At 48.8% G+C, this 19,816-nt stretch carries 21 protein-coding genes; 1 reads left to right on the top strand and 20 read right to left on the bottom strand.

Annotated elements, in window-relative coordinates:
- Positions 1 to 2: 2 nt before the first annotated feature.
- The 20 genes from Q7Q81_RS09435 to Q7Q81_RS09340 all read right to left on the bottom strand — a co-directional run bounded on the left by Q7Q81_RS09435 (position 3) and on the right by Q7Q81_RS09340 (position 18,827).
- Positions 3 to 1,664, bottom strand: coding sequence for a hypothetical protein (locus tag Q7Q81_RS09435; protein ID WP_304275623.1), 1,662 nt, complete (start codon positions 1,662 to 1,664; stop codon positions 3 to 5).
- Positions 1,665 to 1,671: 7 nt separating this feature from the next.
- A complete protein-coding gene (locus tag Q7Q81_RS09430; protein ID WP_304275620.1) occupies positions 1,672 to 2,505 on the bottom strand; it encodes an ABC transporter ATP-binding protein in 834 nt (277 codons plus the stop codon).
- A 205-nt stretch (positions 2,506 to 2,710) separates the two neighbouring features.
- The gene (locus Q7Q81_RS09425; protein WP_303712234.1) at positions 2,711 to 3,520 is read right to left on the bottom strand and encodes a nitroreductase family protein; all 810 of its coding nucleotides are present in this window, start codon (positions 3,518 to 3,520) and stop codon (positions 2,711 to 2,713) included.
- 9 nt (positions 3,521 to 3,529) lie between these two features.
- The gene (locus Q7Q81_RS09420) at positions 3,530 to 3,928 is read right to left on the bottom strand and encodes a hypothetical protein (protein WP_293691127.1); all 399 of its coding nucleotides are present in this window, start codon (positions 3,926 to 3,928) and stop codon (positions 3,530 to 3,532) included.
- 161 nt (positions 3,929 to 4,089) lie between these two features.
- Complete coding sequence (murB, locus tag Q7Q81_RS09415; protein WP_304275617.1) at positions 4,090 to 4,992, bottom strand: UDP-N-acetylmuramate dehydrogenase; 903 nt, start codon at positions 4,990 to 4,992, stop codon at positions 4,090 to 4,092.
- Positions 4,992 to 5,333 carry a YlbF family regulator gene (locus Q7Q81_RS09410; protein WP_021719563.1) on the bottom strand — a complete coding sequence of 114 codons (342 nt, stop codon included), beginning with the start codon at positions 5,331 to 5,333 and terminating at the stop codon, positions 4,992 to 4,994. Before Q7Q81_RS09410 ends, murB begins: the two co-directional genes overlap by 1 nt.
- Before the next feature lie 709 nt (positions 5,334 to 6,042).
- On the bottom strand, positions 6,043 to 7,098 hold the full coding sequence (locus Q7Q81_RS09405) for a M15 family metallopeptidase (protein ID WP_304275614.1): 1,056 nt from the start codon (positions 7,096 to 7,098) through the stop codon (positions 6,043 to 6,045).
- On the bottom strand, positions 7,098 to 7,877 hold the full coding sequence (locus Q7Q81_RS09400) for a carbon-nitrogen family hydrolase (RefSeq protein WP_304275611.1): 780 nt from the start codon (positions 7,875 to 7,877) through the stop codon (positions 7,098 to 7,100). Before Q7Q81_RS09400 ends, Q7Q81_RS09405 begins: the two co-directional genes overlap by 1 nt.
- Positions 7,874 to 8,392, bottom strand: coding sequence for a YqeG family HAD IIIA-type phosphatase (locus tag Q7Q81_RS09395; protein WP_210684250.1), 519 nt, complete (start codon positions 8,390 to 8,392; stop codon positions 7,874 to 7,876). Before Q7Q81_RS09395 ends, Q7Q81_RS09400 begins: the two co-directional genes overlap by 4 nt.
- Positions 8,389 to 9,936 carry a sensor histidine kinase gene (locus tag Q7Q81_RS09390; RefSeq protein WP_304244792.1) on the bottom strand — a complete coding sequence of 516 codons (1,548 nt, stop codon included), beginning with the start codon at positions 9,934 to 9,936 and terminating at the stop codon, positions 8,389 to 8,391. Before Q7Q81_RS09390 ends, Q7Q81_RS09395 begins: the two co-directional genes overlap by 4 nt.
- A 3-nt stretch (positions 9,937 to 9,939) precedes the next feature.
- Positions 9,940 to 10,644 (bottom strand): response regulator transcription factor, encoded by a 705-nt coding sequence (locus Q7Q81_RS09385; protein WP_009144701.1) that lies wholly within the window; start codon positions 10,642 to 10,644, stop codon positions 9,940 to 9,942.
- Positions 10,645 to 10,856: 212 nt separating this feature from the next.
- Positions 10,857 to 11,597 (bottom strand): M48 family metallopeptidase, encoded by a 741-nt coding sequence (locus Q7Q81_RS09380; RefSeq protein WP_304275608.1) that lies wholly within the window; start codon positions 11,595 to 11,597, stop codon positions 10,857 to 10,859.
- On the bottom strand, positions 11,594 to 12,520 hold the full coding sequence (locus Q7Q81_RS09375; protein ID WP_303710880.1) for a 3'-5' exoribonuclease YhaM family protein: 927 nt from the start codon (positions 12,518 to 12,520) through the stop codon (positions 11,594 to 11,596). The genes Q7Q81_RS09380 and Q7Q81_RS09375 overlap by 4 nt, the downstream gene beginning before the upstream one ends.
- Positions 12,521 to 12,538: 18 nt before the next feature.
- The gene (locus Q7Q81_RS09370) at positions 12,539 to 13,327 is read right to left on the bottom strand and encodes a Nif3-like dinuclear metal center hexameric protein (RefSeq protein WP_304275605.1); all 789 of its coding nucleotides are present in this window, start codon (positions 13,325 to 13,327) and stop codon (positions 12,539 to 12,541) included.
- Positions 13,302 to 14,006, bottom strand: a complete 705-nt coding sequence (locus Q7Q81_RS09365) for a tRNA (adenine(22)-N(1))-methyltransferase (protein WP_304275602.1) — start codon at positions 14,004 to 14,006, stop codon at positions 13,302 to 13,304. The genes Q7Q81_RS09370 and Q7Q81_RS09365 overlap by 26 nt, the downstream gene beginning before the upstream one ends.
- Before the next feature lie 221 nt (positions 14,007 to 14,227).
- Positions 14,228 to 14,875: a phosphate signaling complex protein PhoU gene (gene phoU, locus Q7Q81_RS09360; RefSeq protein WP_293392864.1), complete on the bottom strand. Its 648-nt coding sequence runs from the start codon at positions 14,873 to 14,875 to the stop codon at positions 14,228 to 14,230.
- A gap of 188 nt (positions 14,876 to 15,063) precedes the next feature.
- Positions 15,064 to 15,831 carry a phosphate ABC transporter ATP-binding protein PstB gene (pstB, locus tag Q7Q81_RS09355; protein WP_304275598.1) on the bottom strand — a complete coding sequence of 256 codons (768 nt, stop codon included), beginning with the start codon at positions 15,829 to 15,831 and terminating at the stop codon, positions 15,064 to 15,066.
- Positions 15,828 to 16,712, bottom strand: a complete 885-nt coding sequence (gene pstA / locus Q7Q81_RS09350) for a phosphate ABC transporter permease PstA (RefSeq protein ID WP_304221463.1) — start codon at positions 16,710 to 16,712, stop codon at positions 15,828 to 15,830. The genes pstB and pstA overlap by 4 nt, the downstream gene beginning before the upstream one ends.
- On the bottom strand, positions 16,709 to 17,614 hold the full coding sequence (pstC, locus tag Q7Q81_RS09345; protein WP_304275596.1) for a phosphate ABC transporter permease subunit PstC: 906 nt from the start codon (positions 17,612 to 17,614) through the stop codon (positions 16,709 to 16,711). Before pstC ends, pstA begins: the two co-directional genes overlap by 4 nt.
- 331 nt (positions 17,615 to 17,945) lie before the next feature.
- On the bottom strand, positions 17,946 to 18,827 hold the full coding sequence (locus Q7Q81_RS09340; RefSeq protein ID WP_304275593.1) for a phosphate ABC transporter substrate-binding protein: 882 nt from the start codon (positions 18,825 to 18,827) through the stop codon (positions 17,946 to 17,948).
- A gap of 342 nt (positions 18,828 to 19,169) precedes the next feature.
- Between Q7Q81_RS09340 and Q7Q81_RS09335 the strand changes: the two genes are divergently transcribed.
- Positions 19,170 to 19,373 carry a hypothetical protein gene (locus tag Q7Q81_RS09335; protein WP_304275590.1) on the top strand — a complete coding sequence of 68 codons (204 nt, stop codon included), beginning with the start codon at positions 19,170 to 19,172 and terminating at the stop codon, positions 19,371 to 19,373.
- The last annotated feature ends 443 nt before the right edge of the window (positions 19,374 to 19,816 follow it).

Below are 19,816 nucleotides of genomic sequence, written 5' to 3'. Positions count from 1 at the left end.
CTCTATTCCCCCATAACCTGCTGCAGCTTACTGCCCGTCTTAGCACCCAGCCAGGCACCGATGCTGCTGTATAAAAGACCGTTGACCAGCATATACAGCGCCAGATACCAGTCTGCATAATACAAACGGTAGAAGAACATCATCTGCTCCATATTGACGAAGGTTACAAGCGCATCGCCCACGCCCATCAGCAGGCAGATGAACAGCATATAGCCCTTGCTCAGCACCGCTTTGCGGTAGAAGCCGGAAAGATACAGCAGCGCTTCCAGAATCGCTATATTTACACACATGCTCAAAAGTCCAAGTGGCGTAAAATGTCCGAACATCAGACCGGCAAGCATATATTTGACAAAATACATCAGCGTCAGTACGCCCGGCGCACGGAAGAGCACCAGTAGTGCCACTACCAGCAAATACAGCAGCATGCCGCTTAAAATACCCGTCACCAATCCGGAGAAAGGACCTAAGAATACATGCAGCAAATCACCGATAAGCGTCGTCGGCAGCGTGATACCGCCAAAAGCCAGCGCCGCAAAGAGTGCCACCGTAATAGCACCACGCGCACCGATGCGGTAAATGCAGCCCTTCAGCTTGTAGCTAAAGGCCAGCACAGCCAGCAGGCAGATAAAGGAAAAGCCTACTGCCAAAAGTCCCAGATTATGCTTTTTGGCGATTGTCAGCGGTACCTCCTGCACCTTTTCCTGCCCGTTGCCGCTTACAGTCACACGCAGGCTGTAGTCGCCCTCCAACACTGTAAAATAATCTACGTATAACGGAATGATAAAAGCCTGAGTTTTCTTGCCGTCCAGCGAAATCAGCGCCGTAGTTTCATTGACGCTGCCGGTTTCACCGGCCCAGCCATGCTCGGAATCCTCATTGTTTTTACCGGCTGTACACAATCCCGGCATAACCTTGCCTGTTTTTTTATCAATCAGCTCCGCCTTAAATTTCAGCAGACGCACATCGCGCTGCGGATTGCGCATATCCAGCACCAGAAAAGTCGCAGGATGGTTAAACACTGCCGACCAGTTCGTCGCACCGTCGCCCGTCATGCGGTTGCGGAAGCCTTCGAGCGTAGTATCACGGATAAAAACCACGCCTTCTGCCGCGCGGTCATCCTTATTACCCAAATTATCTACCGGCAAAGTAACACTCTGGATATACCAGTTGAACTTGCTGCGGTCCAGCTTCTTCCCCTGCGTCGGTTCCGCAGCTACCGCTGCTGACGCCGCCGGCTCATAGCTGAAGCTCAGCTCCTTGCGCTCGTGCCAGCCTTCACCGCTGACCTCAACCAACAGCTGCTTCGGGCCGCGAGCAAGGTCAGTCTGCGGCTGAATGTACAGCAGATCAAAGCTCTGTCCGAAATCTGCCGGCAGCACCCAATCTGCCTCCGCCGTTTGGCGGCCGCCAGCGCTTCCCAAACGCCATTTGCCATTAGCAAGTGCCTTAAAGCCTTCCGGTAAAATGACACGCAAATGCGCCGGCTGCTCATGCGGTACATCAAAGCCGGTAATATTGATAAACAAAGGCATTGTACTGCCGCCATGTACTACATGCGTAGCACTCTTATCCAGATTGTAGGGATACACTGCCTCCAGCTTCACACCCGCAAAGGCCTGCTGTGCGAGGCACAGCAGTGCCAGCAGAATATATAAGATTCTCATACTTCACCTATTCGCAGCAAATCTTTTTCAGTAAAGCTGCATCCTTTTCTTTACTTGCCTCATCTACACGCGTTGTAATCTCCAGATTATTATTCAGCGGATTGCGGCTTACGGCAATATCAGCCGCATATGCTCTGCTCAGCAAAGCTTCCGTAAATACGCGCTCCGGAATATCGTCTGCCAACAGCTTTCCCTCGCCTAAAAGCAGGATACGGCTGCAGTATTTGGCTGCCAAATTCAGCTCATGCACAACCATCAGCACCGTCTTGCCCATCAGCGCCAGCTCACGCGCAAAACGGAAAATCTCCTCCTGATAAACCATATCAAGACCGGTAGTAGGCTCGTCAAGGAACAGCACAGGAGTCTGCTGCGCCAAAACCTTTGCCAACAGGATACGCTGCTTCTGACCGCCAGAAACCTCTGTTACCGGCTTATCCGCCAGCTCACGCGTACCGGTATATTCCATACAATCCAGCGCCAGACGCTTATCATCCTCGCTTTCGCGCTCCCACCATTTCAGGTAAGGATAACGGCCCGCCATAACAATATCCTGTCCTGTATAACCAAAGCCAACCTCCACCTGCTGCTGCAGATAGGCTACCTCGCGCGCCAAATCTCTGTCGGTATATTCCTCCATCGGCTTGCCAAAGAACAAAACCTCGCCGCTCTGCTTCGGCAGCATGCCGCGGATAGTCTTCAACAGCGTACTCTTGCCGGCACCGTTGCAGCCTATAATACCTACAAGTTCGCCCTTGCCGATAGTAAAGCTGGCATCGCTGATAACACAGCGGCTGCCATAGCCTATAGATAAATGATTAACACTCAAAACTGCATCTGACATTATTACACCTCATGCTCATACTTCATCATAAAATTCAAATAAATTTAAGTACCATATACTTTTACCTAATCTTTTACATTATACCACATAGAAGCATTCGCTACAATAAATCGCACCATGCACTCTATATAATCAAGAATTCTTTCGCAGATAAAATTCAAAACAAAAAAGCATGAACCACGGCAATAGTTCATGCTTAAATAAACTAACGGAAATCAACCTTCAGATGCTGTCTTTCCGGCATCCGCTGATATTTATATTTGGGATAGCCAACCATCAGCGTACCCACAATCTTATGCTTCGGCGGCACGGCAATCAAATCCAGCAGCGGCTGATAGCCTGCAATACCGCAGGATTGAATAAAGCCGGCGATAGTTGTTCCCAAACCGATGGTCGGGGCAAACAGCTCTGCATAGGCCCAGCTTTGCTCTGCGTTGCTCACACCGGTAATATTCAGACGGCGTGCCAGCGCAAAAATCAGGCAAGGCGCATTACGCGCGATGATATCCTGTCCACGCTCACGGTAAGCGCGCAGCACCACCTGAAAATAACGTTTGTTTTCGGTGCCCGCCGCAACCTCGTCCTCCATCCAGTTGGCAACAGCATCGGCAATTGCACGGATCTGCTCCTTATCGCGGATAACAATATAGTACATACCCTGTGAATTGCCGGCAGTCGGCGCATAGCGCGCCACATCCAGCATACGGGTAATTTCCTCATCCGTCGGTGCTTGCGGTTTAAAGTTGCGCACACTGCGGCGCATACGCAAAAATTCATAAGCAACCTCAGGCGTCGGCAACGGCATCGTCACCGGACGCTGCTCCGCCAGCGGCGTATATTTATTATCCAAGGCTCCTACGGGACAGATAGCAACACATTGGCCGCAGCTCATGCAGCCACGGTCAAAATTGCATTCCGGTCCGTTTTCACCCATCGAAAGAATGCAGGAAGGACAGCATTCTACGCAAATGCCGCAACGCAGGCATTTATCCTGATTAACTGTTAACAAGTCCATAACGTTACCTCACAGTGCATTATCGGTATAGTGAATGTATTCCAGTCCACTAAAATCTGCCTTATAATGACCGTTGCGCATAGGCGTACCCATGAGCTTTTTATCGTCAGGCAAACCATCTACATTTACCAGACCGATAGAAGCGGTAGCACAAAGAGCACCAAGCTGTGTTGCTACACGCATAGCATAAGCCTTGTCTGCTTCACCGACAACGCCCTTATGCGGGTACATTGCCGTTGCTGCGATGATAACCGTCAGGATTTTGCCGCTCAGGGCAAAAATATGCGGTACAGTATTCATATCAGTCTGCATATAATCAATTTTAAAATTATGACTTTCCAGCCAGGGAACGAGAGCCTGCAAGCCAAGCTCGTGAATTTCCTGCTCTGTTAAAAGCTGCTGCTCCAAAATTCTCTTCTCCTGTAAAAAATTAGTGTGCTCAACCCTTCTCACAAACAGAGATTGTTAAGAAGATACTGGATGCAAGGAAGGGCGACGACGGCGTATTCCCTTATACTCCTAGGAGCCCTGACGACGCAGATGGCGTCTTAAGGACGCTCTCCCACAAGCTATTCTTCGCCGAGCACCAAAACTTCCGGTTCAAGATGAACTCCATGCGCCGCAAAAACCTTATCCTGCACATCGCAGATAAGCTGCAGCACATCTGCCGCCGTAGCTCCGCCGATGTTCACCACAAAGCCTGCATGCTTTTCGGAAACCTGCGCACCGCCGACAGTGTAACCCTTAAGACCGGTCTGGTCGATAAGCGTACCGGCAAAATATCCGGGAGGACGCTTGAACATACTGCCTGCGCTCGGCAGCTCCAAAGGCTGCTTAGTGATGCGGCGATTACTGAAATCTGCCATTTTATCGGCAATAGCCTGCTTATCACCTGCAGTCAGGCGCACAGTGACTGCGGTAACAATTTTACCGCTGCCCTGCAGCGCCGTGTGACGATAACCAAAATCAAGAGCTGCAGCAGGCATCTCGCTGATTGTGCCGTCAAGCTCCATCACGCGCACACTGGCAACAACCTTAGCCATTTCACCGTCATAGGCACCGGCGTTCATATAAACAGCACCGCCAATGCTGCCGGGAATGCCCACAGCAAACTCCATGCCGCTCAGGCCCAGCTCTGCAGCCTTGCGGGAAGCAGCAGCCAAGGAAACGCCGCTGCCAAAGGTCAGCATGCAGCCATCAACAGCAATATCATTCAGCATATTGCCCAGCTTGATAACCAGGCCACGGATGCCCTTATCGCGCACCAGCAGATTAGAACCGTTACCAATCAGCGTAACCGGAACTTTCGCCTCACCGGCACGCTGCAGCAGCAGCTGCAGCTCCTGCTCGCTCTGCGGCATAGCCATCAGATCTGCAGGACCGCCGATACGGAAGGATGTATGCTTCGCCATCGGCTCCTCTGCCAGCAAAGGCTTGGCAGTACAGCCTGCGAAAATCTCCTGCAACGTCATTATTTCTCTCCCATTGCCTCTTTGACAACGTCCTGAATAGTATTAGTAACGTCCATCAGCATCATCTGGAAACGAATCAGAGCGTTCAAATATTGAACTGCATCTGCATTCAGATTCAAAATGCCTTGCAGCTTCTGCATTTTATCAACAGAAGCCTGGTCGGGAGTTTTGCCCTGATGCTTAGCAAACTCTACTTCCTGAGCAACCATCAGATACTCGTTAACCATTTTTTTAGCATCCGGATCCTTCTCCAGAACAACAGCTGCTTCCTTCAGTTTTTTGTACTCATGGCTTTCGCGCATAGCTTTAGCCAATTCGTTTGCGTTATCATATACGTTCATAATTAAACACCTCACTAATGATATATTTTTACACTAACGTAAGAAAACCAAATATAGAAAAAAGAACAAAACACATACGCGGGTTATACTGTTAAAGCTTGCAGATATCACGCTAATGCAAGCAAGCGGTATGCCGTGTAGCGAATATAAATTTTAACAAATGAGTGTCTGGAAGCACAGAAATGCCGCAACTGTTTGAGCGCTACGCTTAACTCATACAGAAGAATCTGTTAGCTTAGTGCGAGTTTTGCGGTATTTCGTCTTGCTTCCACACAAAATTTGCGTCCGTCAACTCGCTTCTGCAAACCTCTCAGGAAAACTTATCTCATCAAGCGATTGACGGAAAATTTCTCTGAGCGGAACGGTATATCGCTTGCGACGCTATTACTCATCATCAGCTTACCAAACACAAGCACTACTGCACACTAACGCAAGCAAGCGGTATGCCGTGCAGCGAATATAAATTTTAGCAAATGAGTGTCTGGAAGCACAGAAATGCCGCAACTGTTTGAGCGCTACACTTAACTCATACAGAAGAATCTGTTAGCTTAGCGCGAGTTTTGCGGTATTTCGTCTTGCTTCCACACGAAATTTGCGTCCGTCAACTCGCTTCCGCAAACCTCTCAGGAAAACTTATCTCATCAAGCGATTGACGGAAAATTTCTCTGAGCGGAACGGTATATCGCTTGCGACGCTATTACTCATTCACTCACATACCTACATTCAAATGGGCAAATTTAGAGCAGTCGCCATACTCAAAATGCCACCACTCCATCTCAATTCCCTTAAATCCCTGCAGCTCCATCTCCTCGCGCAGCAAGCTGCGCAGATAGCGCTCGCGCGACGTACCGCCGGCATAGCTGGCGTGCTGGCGCAGCGACGGCTCATCAAAGCCGCAGCCCATATCCAGCTCCTCGCCGCTTTCCAGACTGTACAGGCCCACATCCACAGCATTACCTGTGTTATGCGTGCTGCCCTTAGTTTCCGGGTCCTCCAGCATATCCTTATTATCGGCAGGCAAAGCCAGATTAGCAAGCTTGCTCACCGACCAGGGGCGGTAGGCATCCCAAAGCACCAGGCCGTAGCCGTAAGGTGCCAGACGCTGCTGCACCTTGCCTAAGGCAGCAGCTGCCTCTTTAGAAACAAAAAGCTTAGACGTAGTATAAAGCGGCGCACCGAAAAGATTATCACTGCCTGCGTAGACAGAATTAACCTTCACCCCGGCAACAGTTGCAACATCCACCAGCTGTGCCTGCTCCCCTGCTGCCAGGGCAGCAGGAACGGTTGCTTTAGCAGCCTCCGCACGCAGCTTAGCCCAATCCTCGGCACTGCGCTCCTCCAGGCGGAAGGGCTTCGCCCTCTCGCCCGCAGTCGTACCTAAAAAATAACGGCTGTAGTTATTACCGCCGACGCGGCAGGAAATACCGTAGCCGTCAGGATCACGCTCAAAACGTACACCTGCTTCGGTATTGCTCATCGGCCCTGATTCCTGCAAAGTGTAGGAATCAAAATGCACCTTGCTGAGCGGATAAAGATTTGCCGCAGCAAAGGATTTATCCTCCAATGCAGTGCGGTACAACAGCTCCAGACGGCCGTTATTCTCACGGATAAGAATATTTTCGCCGTTGCCATAGTAAAAGCCAAGAATATACTTGATATCCTTCGGCGCATCCTTAGGCACGGCAGCCAGAGCAAGCTCCGCTCCTGTCTGGGCATAGAAAAGCAGACCGGCCGCCAGGCCGGCCAGCAAATTTCGGTAATTCACTATTGAATCAGCTCCTTGCGTACATCAGCTAAAGCATTAAGCCTGCTGCGTACTTTCGCAACATCTGCCAAATCGATTTCGCAGGAAACAACCTCCTCCTGCATACCTGCTTCGGCAAGAATCTTGCCGCTGGGCGCAACAACCATCGAATGACCGTAAAACGGCGCACCCTTAAAGCTGCCCGCACAATTTACCGCTACCACAAAGGTGTGGTTTTCGGCAGCACGTGCCTGCGCCAGCAAGCGCCAGATATCTCCCCTTGCTTCAGGCCATTCGGCCGGGCAGAAAATGAGCTGTGCTCCCTGCAGGGCCACATGACGGAAAAGCTCAGGGAAACGCAAATCGTAACAGATAGTCGAGCCGCAGCACAGACCATCTAATGTAAAGGCTTGAAAATTATTGCCGGGAGCAAAGAAATCCTCTTCATTGAAAAGGCCAAAAAGATGCACCTTATCATAAAGATTGACGATTTCACCGTTTTTATTAATAGCCGCAGAGGTATTGTAAATTTTGCCATCGGCATGACGCATAGGAACCGAGCCTGCAAGAACAGCGCACTGCTCATTGCGTGCAATCTCGGCAAGCTGCGCCAGTACAGGCGAAGCCAGCGTTTCGGCCTCCTGCTCCAGGTGTCCCAGGCTGTAGCCTGTTGTCCACACCTCTGGCAGCACCAGCAAATCATGCTCCTTGGCAGCCTCCGCTGCCAGCTGCAGACCATGGGCTACATTAGCCTCTTTATTCTTTTCCAGAACCTCCAGCTGCAGCAAAGCTATTTTCATAATACGCGCTCCTTAGGCATCATATTATTGCTGTGCAGGCGACCAAGGAAGAATTTCTCCAGCTTGCGGGTGCAGCGGGTAATGAAATGCTCCTTACCGCCTAAGGACTCAACAAAAACTACAGGATGACCGGCAACCTTTGCGCCTAAAACGTCAGTCAACAGTTGGTCGCCGACAAAAAGAATTTTACCGCCGCCCATAGCTTTAGTAATCTGCTTATAAGCCATCGGCAAAGGCTTAGCGGCACGCATAATGGTACCAAGACCGGTCTGACGGGTGATACCTTTAATGCGGTCACCGCCGTTATTGGAAATCAATGCAACATTGATACCCATTTGATGCAGCTGACGAATCCAGGTCATAGCACGAGGACCTACCAGGTTCTTGTCGCGCGGCAGCAGGGTATTGTCAATATCAACAACAATTTTGGTGTAGCCATTGCGCTTCAGCCATTTTGCGGAAATGTCAAATAAACTTTTTACTCTGTAATCGGGGCAAACATACTTTAAAATCATACTACCTTATCCTTTGGAAATTTTATTTCAAATGTGGTACCAGAACCACATTTGCTGATTACCTCGGCACTGGCGCCGTGGACACGAATAATTTCTTTGGCGATGGCAAGGCCCAGTCCGGTTCCCGGAACACTGCGGCAATGCGATTTTTCAACCTTGTAAAAGCGCTCCCAGATAAAAGGAATATCCTCTTCGGGAATACCCTTGCCCTGGTCAGAAACCGTTACAAGCACGCTGCCATCATCGAGCTTATTCGCACCTATTGATACAGTACCATTTTCCGGCGAATATTTCAAGGCATTATCGCACAAAATCATAATTAACTGTACCATTTGGTCTCCGTCGCCCAAAATTTTGATATTATCGTCGGCATGAACATTAATAGTAACATTATTCTTCACGCAGCGCACCGATAATTTTTCGGCGACATTACGGATGATACCGGCCAGCGGCAGCTCATCCATGTTGCTCACAGTCAGCGGGTCGCTGGACTCCAGTCTGCTGATATCCAGCAGCTCGCGTACCATACGCTCCAGACGGACTGTTTCTTCATTTATCAGGCCACGGTAACGCTGAATCAGATCAGTATCCGTTACCATACCGTCACAGATTGCCTCATTGTAGCCACGGATAATCGTAATCGGCGTACGCAGCTCATGCGATACATTGGCCACAAAATCGCGGCGGATTTTTTCCGTCCGTTCCATCTTAGCAATGTAATCACCCAAGTCCTTGCCTAAGGAATTGAGCGCATTGCCCAGCTCGGCAATCTCATCATCGCCATGCACCTGCAGTCTGCGGGAATAATCTCCCGAAGCCATCGCCTGCGCATTGTCTTTCATATCCAGCACCGGCCGGATAATCATACCTGACAGACGTTTGACCAGAAACAGACTGAAAATAATGGCAATGATACCTACAATCATAATATAAATATAAACATTTCGCAAGAATTTTTCGAAACCGCTCAAGGGTTCTATCAGCAAAATAGCGCCTGTGTGTCCTTTACCGAAGGTATACGGAACGCCGACCAGGATTACCTGCTCCTTGTAATACGGATGATAAATCTGCGATTTGAAGGACTTCCCGGCATAAACATCATTCAGTATCACTTTAATGCGATACGATAAATTACTGCTCTTCATATCCTGATCCAGTTTTCTGACGCTTTCCTGCAGCACCTGTTGCGAAGGAGCACCATACTTAAGAAAATCCTTCATTGAAGCATTTTCTCCGGTCTCTTGTACATTTTCGTAATTAGAGGCCGCCAAAAGCTCGTAATTATCATCAAACAGCCAGATGCGTGCGCCAACCAGCTTATCTACAGCTAAAATATAACGATAAAGCATATCCCGGTCCTGCAAGCGGATGAAGGCTTCAACAGTATCCCCCATCTCATCTCCCTTTTCGGCCAGCTCCTGCTCCTTAATCTGGAAAAAGTAGTCGGCAATCAGGTAGGATATGCCTGCTGTAATCCCCACAACGACGATAATTATGATAGTCATAAAACTATACATCAGGCGTGTGCTTAGGGATTTTTTCATAGGTTATTCGTCCTTTAGCTCGAATTTATAGCCTACACCCCAGATAGTTGTAATATCCCATTTGGAATCAGGCGGAATGTTCAATTTCTGTCTGATGCGTTTGATGTGCGTATCAACAGTACGTGTATCACCGTAATAGGAGTAACCCCAAATTGTTTCCAACAGCTGGTTGCGGCTGAAAGCCTTGCCCGGATTTGATGCCAGGCACCACAGCAGCTCCATTTCCTTAGTCGTAAAGGTCATTTTGTTGCCGAATGCAGTTACCTGATACTGGTCCATATCAATAATCAGACCGGGATAGGTGATGCGCGAAACCTCGCCCTTCTTCTCCTGCGTGCCTGCACGGCGCAGCACAGCCTTCACGCGGGCTACTACCTCACGCGAATTGAACGGCTTGGTGATATAGTCATCAGCGCCGATTTCCAGACCGGCAATACGGTCATCATCATCATCCTTGGCCGTAACCATGATAATGGGCAAATCCGACATTTTACGTACCTGCTTGCAAACCTCAATACCGTCGAGAACTGGCATCATAATATCTAGCAGCAGAATATCCGGTTTTTCGGACTGTACCTTTAAAATTGCGGCAGCACCGTCTTCGGCTTCAATAACCTCAAAGCCTTCCTTTTCAAAATATATGCGCAAGATTTCGCGAATCTGCGCTTCATCATCAGCAATTAATATTTTCTGTTTTGCCATAATCATCACTCCTGCCTTTAAGCTGACTCGTACCGTTTATTTATCAGAGCAAACGGCAGAGTCCTACAAGATGTTACTATAATTATAGCACAAATACTTGCTTTCTTAGTATGCTTTCACAAAAGATTTACATATATATACTGCTTTTATCATAAACGTAAATGCGAATGCATTATTTGTCACAGAAAATGCTTATTATTTTTGTTTTAAGATAGCTATTAAAGCGGCTTGAAGGATGCCAGCATTTTTTTGCGCTTACGCCACTCGGGCAGATAGCGTTCAACAATCGCGTGAAAGCGCGGTGAATGATTAGCCTCGTGCAGATGTGCCAGTTCATGCACCACGATATATTCCAGACATTCCTGCGGCCAACAGGCCAGCAGCGTATTCAGATTAATGCTGCCTGTGCGCACGTTGCAGGAGCCCCAGCGCGTTTTCATACGATGCACCTTAAGCCCTGTATGACGCACGCCCATTTTCTTTTCCCATGCCTGCAGCAGCTGCTCTCCTCTGCCAGCTAACTCCTGCTTATAGAAGAATTCTACAAAAGCACATTTAGCTTCATTATTCAGCTCACTGCGGTAATAAAAGTTGACAGCATCAGCCTGCACCTCATAGGTACCATGCTTTTTGCTGCTAAGCAAAAAGTGCGCCGGCAAACGCCTGCCCCACAGCCACACATGCTGCCCATCAAAGGGAAGCTCGCCCATGCTGTACTTCGGCTCCTGCTTTTGCTGCAACTGTTCCTGCAGTACCTGCTGCAGCTTTTGGCGCAGCCATTGCTCCCTGCTCTCTAAGAATCGCTGCACCTCGCTTACGCTCATTCCTATGGGAGCAGTGAGAAAAATGCTGCCCTCCTCTTTTATGCGCAGCGTAATATTTTTGACCAGTTTAAACTGAAGATTTATTGTCAGGCCGTGCAAGTTCAGTACATTCTGGCGGATTATTCTGCTGCTCACAGCTTGTCTACCAGAATATTACGTCCCAGCATACGGTTGAATTCCCAAGCACTTTTACCGTCATGCACGTCAAACTGGTTCATTACGGCGTTAATTTCGTCGGCGTAATGCACAACAAAGGCCTCACGCGTAGAGCAGGCCACAGGAGAGCCCTTTTCGTTATCGCCGTGGTGCGACAGCAGAATGTGCTGCAGCTGCTCCAGACGAGAAGACGGCAAGCGCAGCTTGGCCGCTGCCTCCTGCACCATCATGCAGCTCATGGTAATGTGTCCGAGCAAACGTCCTTCACTGGTATAAGGGAAGCCGATTTCCGCGGAAATCTCGCGGATTTTGCCGATGTCGTGCAGCAGAGCGCCAGCAATAACCAAATCCTTGTCCACGCCCTCAATCTGCTCGGCCAAGGCCACTGCCAGACCGGTAACATCAACAGAATGCTGCAGCAGACCGCCAAGATATGCATGATGCATGCGCATACCGGCAGGATTAGTCACAAAGCGCTCATAGGTTGCACCGCTGAAAATAGTTTCCAGCAGCATACGCAGTCCCGGAGTGCGTACTGCCTTGATATAATTGGCCAGCTTAATTTTATAAGCCTCTACATCAAAATCACCATGCGGCAGCAGATTGCTGATATCATCCTGCGGCAGCAGATTTTCCAGACGCTGGATTACAACCTGCAGCGCCATATCATTATTGAATTTGTTGATGTCGACGTTACCGCCCATCATAAAGGCAGTAGGGCCCTCCAGCTCGCGCAGCTTGTCTACAAGCATTGCATCAAAGCAGATAAAAGCAATGCGTCCGCTGTTATCCTCCAGCATACCGCGGGCAAAAACACCGCCGTTAGAGGAATTACCCACCTTCTGTACCCTTACCAAAACTGCCTGGCACACCTTGATGCCGGCCTTAAAATCTTTAATCATTCTTCTATCACCTGTTTTCTATATATGCTTCAGCAGCAGTGTTTCGCGTGCTACCTGAATTGCCACATCCCAATGCTTTTCCGTAAAGCGCAGCGATAATCTGTCGGCCAGGTCATCAAGCACCGGCAGCTCTGTCGGCTGATGGCCTGCATCAATAATGTTCAGACCACTGAAAACAGCCTGCTGTGCCTCATGGTACTTCACATCTCCTGTTACCAGCGTATCCGCACCCTGCGCCAAGGCCAGCCCGATCAAATCGGCACCGGCACCGCCACAGACAGCAACACGCTTAACCTTGCGTCCTGCATCGCCTAAGGTAAGATAATCAGCCTGCAAAGCCTTTTTGACGAAGACTGCAAAATCACGCAGCTTGCTCGGCTGCTCCAGCTCACCTATGCGTCCGAGTCCGCTGACAGTATCCAGCACATCTGCGTCCTGCAGACGCAGTCTTTTGGCAAGCACGCTGTTCACACCGTTTGCCACGCAGTCCAGATTTGTGTGCGCGCTGTAAACAGCAACGCCATTTTCTGCCAGCTGCAGCAAAAGCTCCTGCTGCCAATCGGCATCAGTCACATTGCCCAGCTTATGAAAAATTGCCGGATGATGCGTAATCAGCATATCAGCCTTTTTCGCCAAGGCCTGCGTCACAGTTTCCTGTGTCATATCCAGCGCCAAAAGCAGCCTGCGTACAGACTTATTGCGTCTGCCAAGCATCAGACCTACGTTGTCCCAGGACTCTGCCAGCTCCGGCGGTGCCATTTCGTCCAGCAGGTTGATGATATTATTTACTGTCACTACGCTTGCCATTTTGCAGCACCTCCAGTTCTGCCTTCAACGCTTCGATTTCCTTATACTTTTCGCTTGCGCGTGCGCGCTCGCTGCGTCCCATATTCTCCAACAGCTGTCTGCAGGTAGCAAGCTGGCGTTCCAGCTGTTTACCCAGCAGCGGATGCTCCTGTGCGAGCAGCAGCGGGCCTACAGCGCACTCTGCCGCACTGTAGGCAGGCGCTAAGCCACGCTTAGCGGCAATAATCTCATAAAAATGCGGAGCATCATCCACCAGCTCTTCGGCAGCCAGCTGCCAGCCGTGACTGCACAGCCACGCACGCAGGGATGTGGCACCGGCCATCGGCTGCAGCACCAAAAGCTCTGCGCTCTGCGCTACCTCCATATCATCCTCCAAAATACTGATAATGGTAGAAGCACCCATGCCGGCAATGGCAATGCAGTCTGCTTCGCCGGGGCTTAATACCTTCAGGCCGCTGCCCTGACGCACCTCCACATGCTCATGCTGCCCGAACTGCGCCACTGTAGTACGCGCCGCCTGGCAGGGGCCTGCAGCAATATCGCCGGCAATAGCCCGCGCAATTCTTTGCTTTTCCAGCAGCCACACGGGTAAGTACGCGTGGTCCGTGCCAATGTCCGCCAGAACGCAGCCCTGCGGCACCAGATTGGCAATAGTTTCTAATCGTCTGTCAATATGCATTGCGTCCCTCCTGAATATGTTCTAAAGTCTTATTTTCTGAATCGTGACAGCCGCAGCCTGTAATATTTTCCGAAGCTGTCCGGAACGTAAATACTCTAACACTTTATTATAACACAAATTGACAAATATAGAAAACTAGTCTGACAAGTGACGCTCACTGCTTAATGATATAACGCAAAAACCCCCGCATTGCTGCGGAGGCCGTGATTGGCATGCAAAGCTCAGTTTTTCAGTTCGTTCTTTACCACAAACATTACCCATTGGGCGATATTTGTGGAATGGTCGGCAATGCGTTCCACATATTTGGCAATCATCAGATAATCCACATATTGCGGTACATATTGCGGTTTTTGCTGCATTACAGTGGTCAGATGCTGACGCATTTCGGCAAAGTAATTGTCAACCTCATCATCGGTAGCAATAACCTTGTTTGCCAGCTCCAGATCATTTTCGCTGATTGCGCTGATACTGTCATACACCATTTGGCGCATAACCTGCAGCATATTCATAAAGTTATCCGGCAGCGGCACAGGCTCCTTTTCAATCAGCTTCAAGGTGTATTGGCTGATATCGCTGCAGTGGTCGGCAATACGCTCCATGTCGCCCACCAGCTTCAGGCAGCTGGCAATTTCGCGCCAGTCAGTTGCTACCGGAGTTTGTGTCAGCACCAGCTCCAGGCATTGCTTTTCGATATTTACTTCGCTGTTGTCAAAATTATCATCATCGCTGATAATCTGCTGCGCTAAAGCTGCATCCTTCTGCTCCAGATTGACGATAACCTTATCCAGAGTATCCTCCAGATTTACGCCCATCACGCGCACACTGTTGAGCAGTTGCTTCAGCTCCTCGTTGAATTTGTTACGTGTCATTTTATTGTTCCTTTCTCAACAAATTTAAATTCAAAGTAAGCAGCGATACATGAGAGGCTCCCCTTTGTGGGAGCTGGCGCCCACAGGGCGACTGAGAGGGAACTGCACTTATTTGCATTTCGACAGTATACCTTACTTTGTCCCCTAGGAGAGCCTTTCCGTATCGCATTTACACGCCTCTCCTTACATCAACCGAATCTGCCGGTAATATACTCTTCTGTCTTAGGATCAGACGGATTAGCAAACAGCTGCTTCGTTTCGTTGAACTCAATCAGCTTGCCCAAAAGGAAGAAGGCTGTTTTGTCAGAAATACGCGCAGCCTGCTGCATATTATGCGTAACAATAACGATGGTGTAGTCCTTCTTCAGCTCCAACGCCAAATCCTCAATCTTCATCGTAGAAATCGGGTCCAGCGCACTGGTAGGCTCGTCCATGAGGATAACCTCCGGCTGCACAGCCAGGGTACGTGCAATGCATAGGCGCTGCTGCTGGCCACCGCTAAGGCCCAGCGCACTCTTATTCAGTCTGTCTTTAAGCTCGTCCCAAATGGCAGCCTGACGCAGACTGCGCTCTACAATCTCGTCCAGCTCGCTCTTTTTCGTCACGCCATGGATACGCGGACCGTAAGCAACGTTGTCATAAATGCTTTTCGGGAAGGGGTTAGGCTGCTGAAAGACCATGCCAACGCGGTGACGCAGGCTGATGGGGTCAATCTCCGCAAAAATATCCTTGCCGTCCAGCGCAATGCTACCTTCAATGCGCACGCCCTCCTCCAGATCGTTCATTCTGTTCAGTGTTTTTAAAAAGGTGGATTTACCGCAGCCGGAAGGGCCGATAAGCGCGGTAATCTCCTTTTCCTTGATATCAAGATTTATTTTTTTCAACGCTTGGAATTTGCCATAATACAAATCCAGGTCCTGCACTAAAAATTTAGTTGCAGCGTTATCATTTGTCATTTTCTGCTACCTCCGGTTTTTGTGTCTAAATAAGTGCTCAGGTAACGTGCGCCCAGACTAAAGGACAGCACCAGCAGCATCAGTATTGCTGAAGAAAGGTTGGCCATCTGCGCCGCATTGGCTGCCAATGCCTCGGTGCGCGATGCCCAGATATGCAGCGCCAGCGTTTCGCCCGGACGGAAGGGATTCAGCGGGCAGGTCGGAGACAGCAGGTTCCAGCTGTTCCAGTTGATATCGGTGCTCATGCCTGCGGTATACAGCAGCGCTGCCGCTTCACCGAAGCCACGGCCAGCAGCCAGGATAACGCCTGTCATAATACGCGGCAGACACGCAGGCAGCAGCACCTTGTAAATTGTCTGCCACAGCGTTGCGCCCATGGCCAGACTGCCGCGCTTATAACCCTGCGGCAGTGATTTGAAGGCATCCTCCGTGACCGTCATAATCAGCGGAATACTGAGGATAGAAACTGCCAACGCACCGCTGAACAGGTTCCACTGCGAGCCGGTCATTACGATAAATACCAGGTAACCGAACAGACCGACAACAATGGACGGCAGTGAGGACATCGTTTCGATACACATGCGCAGGAACTTGGTGAACTTGCCCTGCTTAGCGTATTCCGCCATATAAATGCCGGCAGCGACACCCAAGGGCACGCTCACCAGCAGCGATAGGAAAACCAGATAAATAGTATTGAAGAACAAATTACCGATGCCGCTGCCCTCAAAGGAAATCAGACTCCAGTTGAAATCCTTGAAGCCGTTAATGATAACGTACAGGGCAAAGGCCACGAGCAGCAGGATAAAGAAGCCTGCTACGCAATAAAACACAGCTGTCATCAGCTTATCAACAAACTTTGCACGCGCTATACTGTCGTTCATGCCTGCTTCCCTCCTTTAGCAGTTAAAAAGTGGATGGCAAAAATGCAGGCAAGGGAGATGATAAACAGCAGCAACGCCATCGTCCACAAAGCAATGTTGTATTCGCTGCCCTCCATTGCACCGCCCATATCCGCCGCAATCGCCGCCGTCAGATTGTTGGTCGGAGCAAGCAGCGAGCTCGGAAAGGCACGCATCTTGCCGATAACCATCGCTACAGCCAGTGCTTCACCGAAGGCACGCGCCAGTCCCAGGATAACAGCCGTCATCAGACCGGTAACTGCCGCAGGCACTACCACCTTGGCAATAGTCTGCCAACGCGTTGCGCCCAAGCCATAGGAAGCAGCGCGGTAGCTTTTAGGGATGCTGCGCAGTGCATCTGCCGCCAGACTGGTGATAGTCGGGAAAATCATCACCGCCAACACAATACCTGCTGCCAGCACGGAAAAGCCGAAGCGCAGGTTAAAAATGTTTTTAATCAGCGGTACCAAAATTGTCAGGCCAATCCAGCCATAAACTACGGAAGGAATGCCTACAAAAATTTCCACAGCCGGTTGGACAAAGCGCTTGCCCAGCTCCGGCGAAATCTCCGTCATAAAAATTGCGGTTGCCAGGCTGAACGGTGTAGCAATCGCCAGCGCCAGCGCGCAGGTAATAACCGAACCGAAGATGAAGATAGCTGCGCCAACCTTGCCACCGCCCTCAGCACTGTCACTCGGCGCCCAATCGGCCGAAAAAAGAAACTCGCTGATGCTGTGATTATATGTAGTGAATGTGCCTACACCCTTGTAGCATAAAAAAGCACCAATGGCTATAGTCAAAACGATAAGCGCCAGACCACAGCCACTGATGATATAACGCCACAGGGTATCTTGCCGATAGGCATTGGTATTTACCTGTTGCATTTAAGATAACTCCTCAAGCTATAAGATTGTTTTTAGATTAGAATTTAAGCGAAGCATAAGGCTCCTATGCTAAGCCCTAAAAATGAAACTTAGTGCGTCTGCTTCAATCATCAAAAGGCTATATAAGACCTCTATTCTAATACTCTAATACACAAAGGCGAAGCAGAGTGCGTCAGATGCGAAGAGCGGTGACGACGGCGTACTAAATGGTACTCCTCACCCTTCGGGTATTAGCACGACCAACATGTTCTCGCTTCGCTACGCTTGCGACAACATGGGCCTTTGCGTCAGGAGCCGTCGCGACGCAGATGCACCTTATCCGAAGTCCGTATTATCTCTTTACTTGCATTTTTGCAGTAACACCATACCCCTGTTTTTCAATTTCCTTGCCGTAATCAGCAGAAAGGATGAAGTCCAGGAATGCTTTTACAGCACCGGTAGCTTCGCCTTTAGTATACATATGCTCATAACCCCATACAGGATATTTGCCGCTGTAAGTATTGTCCAGAGTAGGCTCTACACCGTCGATGGCAACTGTTGCAACGTCCTTGTTATTTACGAGGTAGGACAGAGCAACATAACCGATAGCGCCTTTGTTATCCTTTACGCTTTGCAGCAGAGTACCGGAGTCATCAGTTTCCAGAGATTTGTTGGTTGCTTCTTTAGCACCGTCCAGAGCGAACTCCTGGAAGAGAGCGCGGGTGCCGCTGGTAGCAGGACGGGTAATCAGAACGATAGGTTCATCAGGACCGCCAACCTGTTTCCAGTTGGTTACCTTTGCGGTGAAGATGTCGGTCAGCTGAGCCTTGGTCAGGCTTTTTACTTTAGCTGCCAGGTCTTTGTTAATAACCGGAGCCATAGTAACTACGCAAACCTTGTGGTCTACAAGTCCTTTAGCAACTTCGGGTTTCAGTTTGCTTTCTGCCGGTACGTCAGAGTTACCGATGTTAACGCTGCCGTCTGCAACCTGCTTAAGACCGGTGCCGCTGCCGCCGCCGTTAAGGGTGATGGAAACATCCGGGTTCAGAGCTTTAAATTTGCTTGCTGCATCCTTTGCCAGCGGCAGAAGTGCGGAAGAACCGCTGCCGGTTACACTGCCGGTAACCTTGCTGCCTGCTTTGTTATCAGCAGCCTTGTTATCACTGCCGCAGCCCAAAGCATCGATTGCTAACATAGCTGCCAGACCTAAACATGCGATTTTTTTCAATTTCATAATATATTTCCTCCTTCAACCATCGTGAAAAAATTTATTTCCGATAAGTTCTGCGCCTTATCAGTAGTGTTCGTGGTTTATGATGCTAGTATAATATATCATTGTTAAGGAAGTATTATGCTGATGTTAAGAGCATGTTAAATAGCAAAAAATGCGCAAAAAAGCACCTGCCTATCATTTGCTGATAAACAGGTTCTTTGTCAAGTTTTGGGGTCTTCAATAATTTAATACCCTAAAATCTGTAAAATTACTCTTTACAACTTAAATAGCCTCTGATATAGTTTGTATTATAGTTAGCAATATCAGAGGCTATAGTTATTTTTTGTAAGGAGTAAATGCATCATGGAAAATTGGGAAATTATAGGTAGTGATACCGATAATGGTGTTCTTTTTGTTCGTATCCAAGATATTAATACCTTTAGAAGCAAAAGTAGATTAACGGAACTAGCACAAGCAATCTGCTTAACTCAATCTGACAATATTAAGACTGTAAAATTCGTTATTGATTATAACGGACAATTTCTCAAACAAAAAATTGATTTGTGACAATCTTTGAATTCTTCATCTAATGTAGATAGATCTGGGAATTTTTCCCAGACATGGTATATTCCATACTCATCTCTACAGTTATAATTATTATCGATTATTTTTAAGCATTCATCACAGATAGGTATTTCCCTGTCTAATATATGAGTAGCTCTATTATGGCATTCATAAGTATGATTATAGAGACGTAGTGGAAACTGACAATAAATATCTTTGTCAATTTTTAACTGTTCAACATTATTATGAATACTCCCATCGTCATCTATAAAGTAACCAGGGTATTTATTGTTTTGATTAACATTTTCAATCATTTATATTAAACTTAATATTCTATTTCTCAATCTTCTAAAGTTCTGAAAACCAAAACTAATGCGTTTCAGGACTTTTATTGGCATTGGTCCAAATTTTGGGGTTGGGCTGTTACATGAGTGTGGGTCGACCTA

Source organism: Phascolarctobacterium succinatutens, from assembly GCF_958453765.1.
GTDB classification, from domain to species: Bacteria; Bacillota; Negativicutes; order Acidaminococcales; family Acidaminococcaceae; genus Phascolarctobacterium_A; species Phascolarctobacterium_A succinatutens_B.
This window is presented reverse-complemented; position numbering and strand designations above follow the sequence as displayed.

Bases quoted from the DNA above. Each gene is read 5' to 3' on its own strand.
- Q7Q81_RS09435 (WP_304275623.1), bottom strand. From the start codon at position 1,664: ATGAGAATCTTATATATTCTGCTGGCACTGCTGTGCCTCGCACAGCAG.
- Q7Q81_RS09430 (WP_304275620.1), bottom strand. From the start codon at position 2,505: ATGTCAGATGCAGTTTTGAGTGTTAATCATTTATCTATAGGCTATGGC.
- Q7Q81_RS09425 (WP_303712234.1), bottom strand. From the start codon at position 3,520: ATGGACTTGTTAACAGTTAATCAGGATAAATGCCTGCGTTGCGGCATT.
- murB (WP_304275617.1), bottom strand. From the start codon at position 4,992: ATGACGTTGCAGGAGATTTTCGCAGGCTGTACTGCCAAGCCTTTGCTG.
- Q7Q81_RS09410 (WP_021719563.1), bottom strand. From the start codon at position 5,333: ATGAACGTATATGATAACGCAAACGAATTGGCTAAAGCTATGCGCGAA.
- Q7Q81_RS09400 (WP_304275611.1), bottom strand. From the start codon at position 7,877: ATGAAAATAGCTTTGCTGCAGCTGGAGGTTCTGGAAAAGAATAAAGAG.
- Q7Q81_RS09395 (WP_210684250.1), bottom strand. From the start codon at position 8,392: ATGATTTTAAAGTATGTTTGCCCCGATTACAGAGTAAAAAGTTTATTT.
- Q7Q81_RS09390 (WP_304244792.1), bottom strand. From the start codon at position 9,936: ATGAAAAAATCCCTAAGCACACGCCTGATGTATAGTTTTATGACTATC.
- Q7Q81_RS09385 (WP_009144701.1), bottom strand. From the start codon at position 10,644: ATGATTATGGCAAAACAGAAAATATTAATTGCTGATGATGAAGCGCAG.
- Q7Q81_RS09375 (WP_303710880.1), bottom strand. From the start codon at position 12,520: ATGATTAAAGATTTTAAGGCCGGCATCAAGGTGTGCCAGGCAGTTTTG.
- Q7Q81_RS09370 (WP_304275605.1), bottom strand. From the start codon at position 13,327: ATGGCAAGCGTAGTGACAGTAAATAATATCATCAACCTGCTGGACGAA.
- Q7Q81_RS09365 (WP_304275602.1), bottom strand. From the start codon at position 14,006: ATGCATATTGACAGACGATTAGAAACTATTGCCAATCTGGTGCCGCAG.
- phoU (WP_293392864.1), bottom strand. From the start codon at position 14,875: ATGACACGTAACAAATTCAACGAGGAGCTGAAGCAACTGCTCAACAGT.
- pstB (WP_304275598.1), bottom strand. From the start codon at position 15,831: ATGACAAATGATAACGCTGCAACTAAATTTTTAGTGCAGGACCTGGAT.
- pstA (WP_304221463.1), bottom strand. From the start codon at position 16,712: ATGAACGACAGTATAGCGCGTGCAAAGTTTGTTGATAAGCTGATGACA.
- pstC (WP_304275596.1), bottom strand. From the start codon at position 17,614: ATGCAACAGGTAAATACCAATGCCTATCGGCAAGATACCCTGTGGCGT.
- Q7Q81_RS09340 (WP_304275593.1), bottom strand. From the start codon at position 18,827: ATGAAATTGAAAAAAATCGCATGTTTAGGTCTGGCAGCTATGTTAGCA.
- Q7Q81_RS09335 (WP_304275590.1), top strand. From the start codon at position 19,170: ATGGAAAATTGGGAAATTATAGGTAGTGATACCGATAATGGTGTTCTT.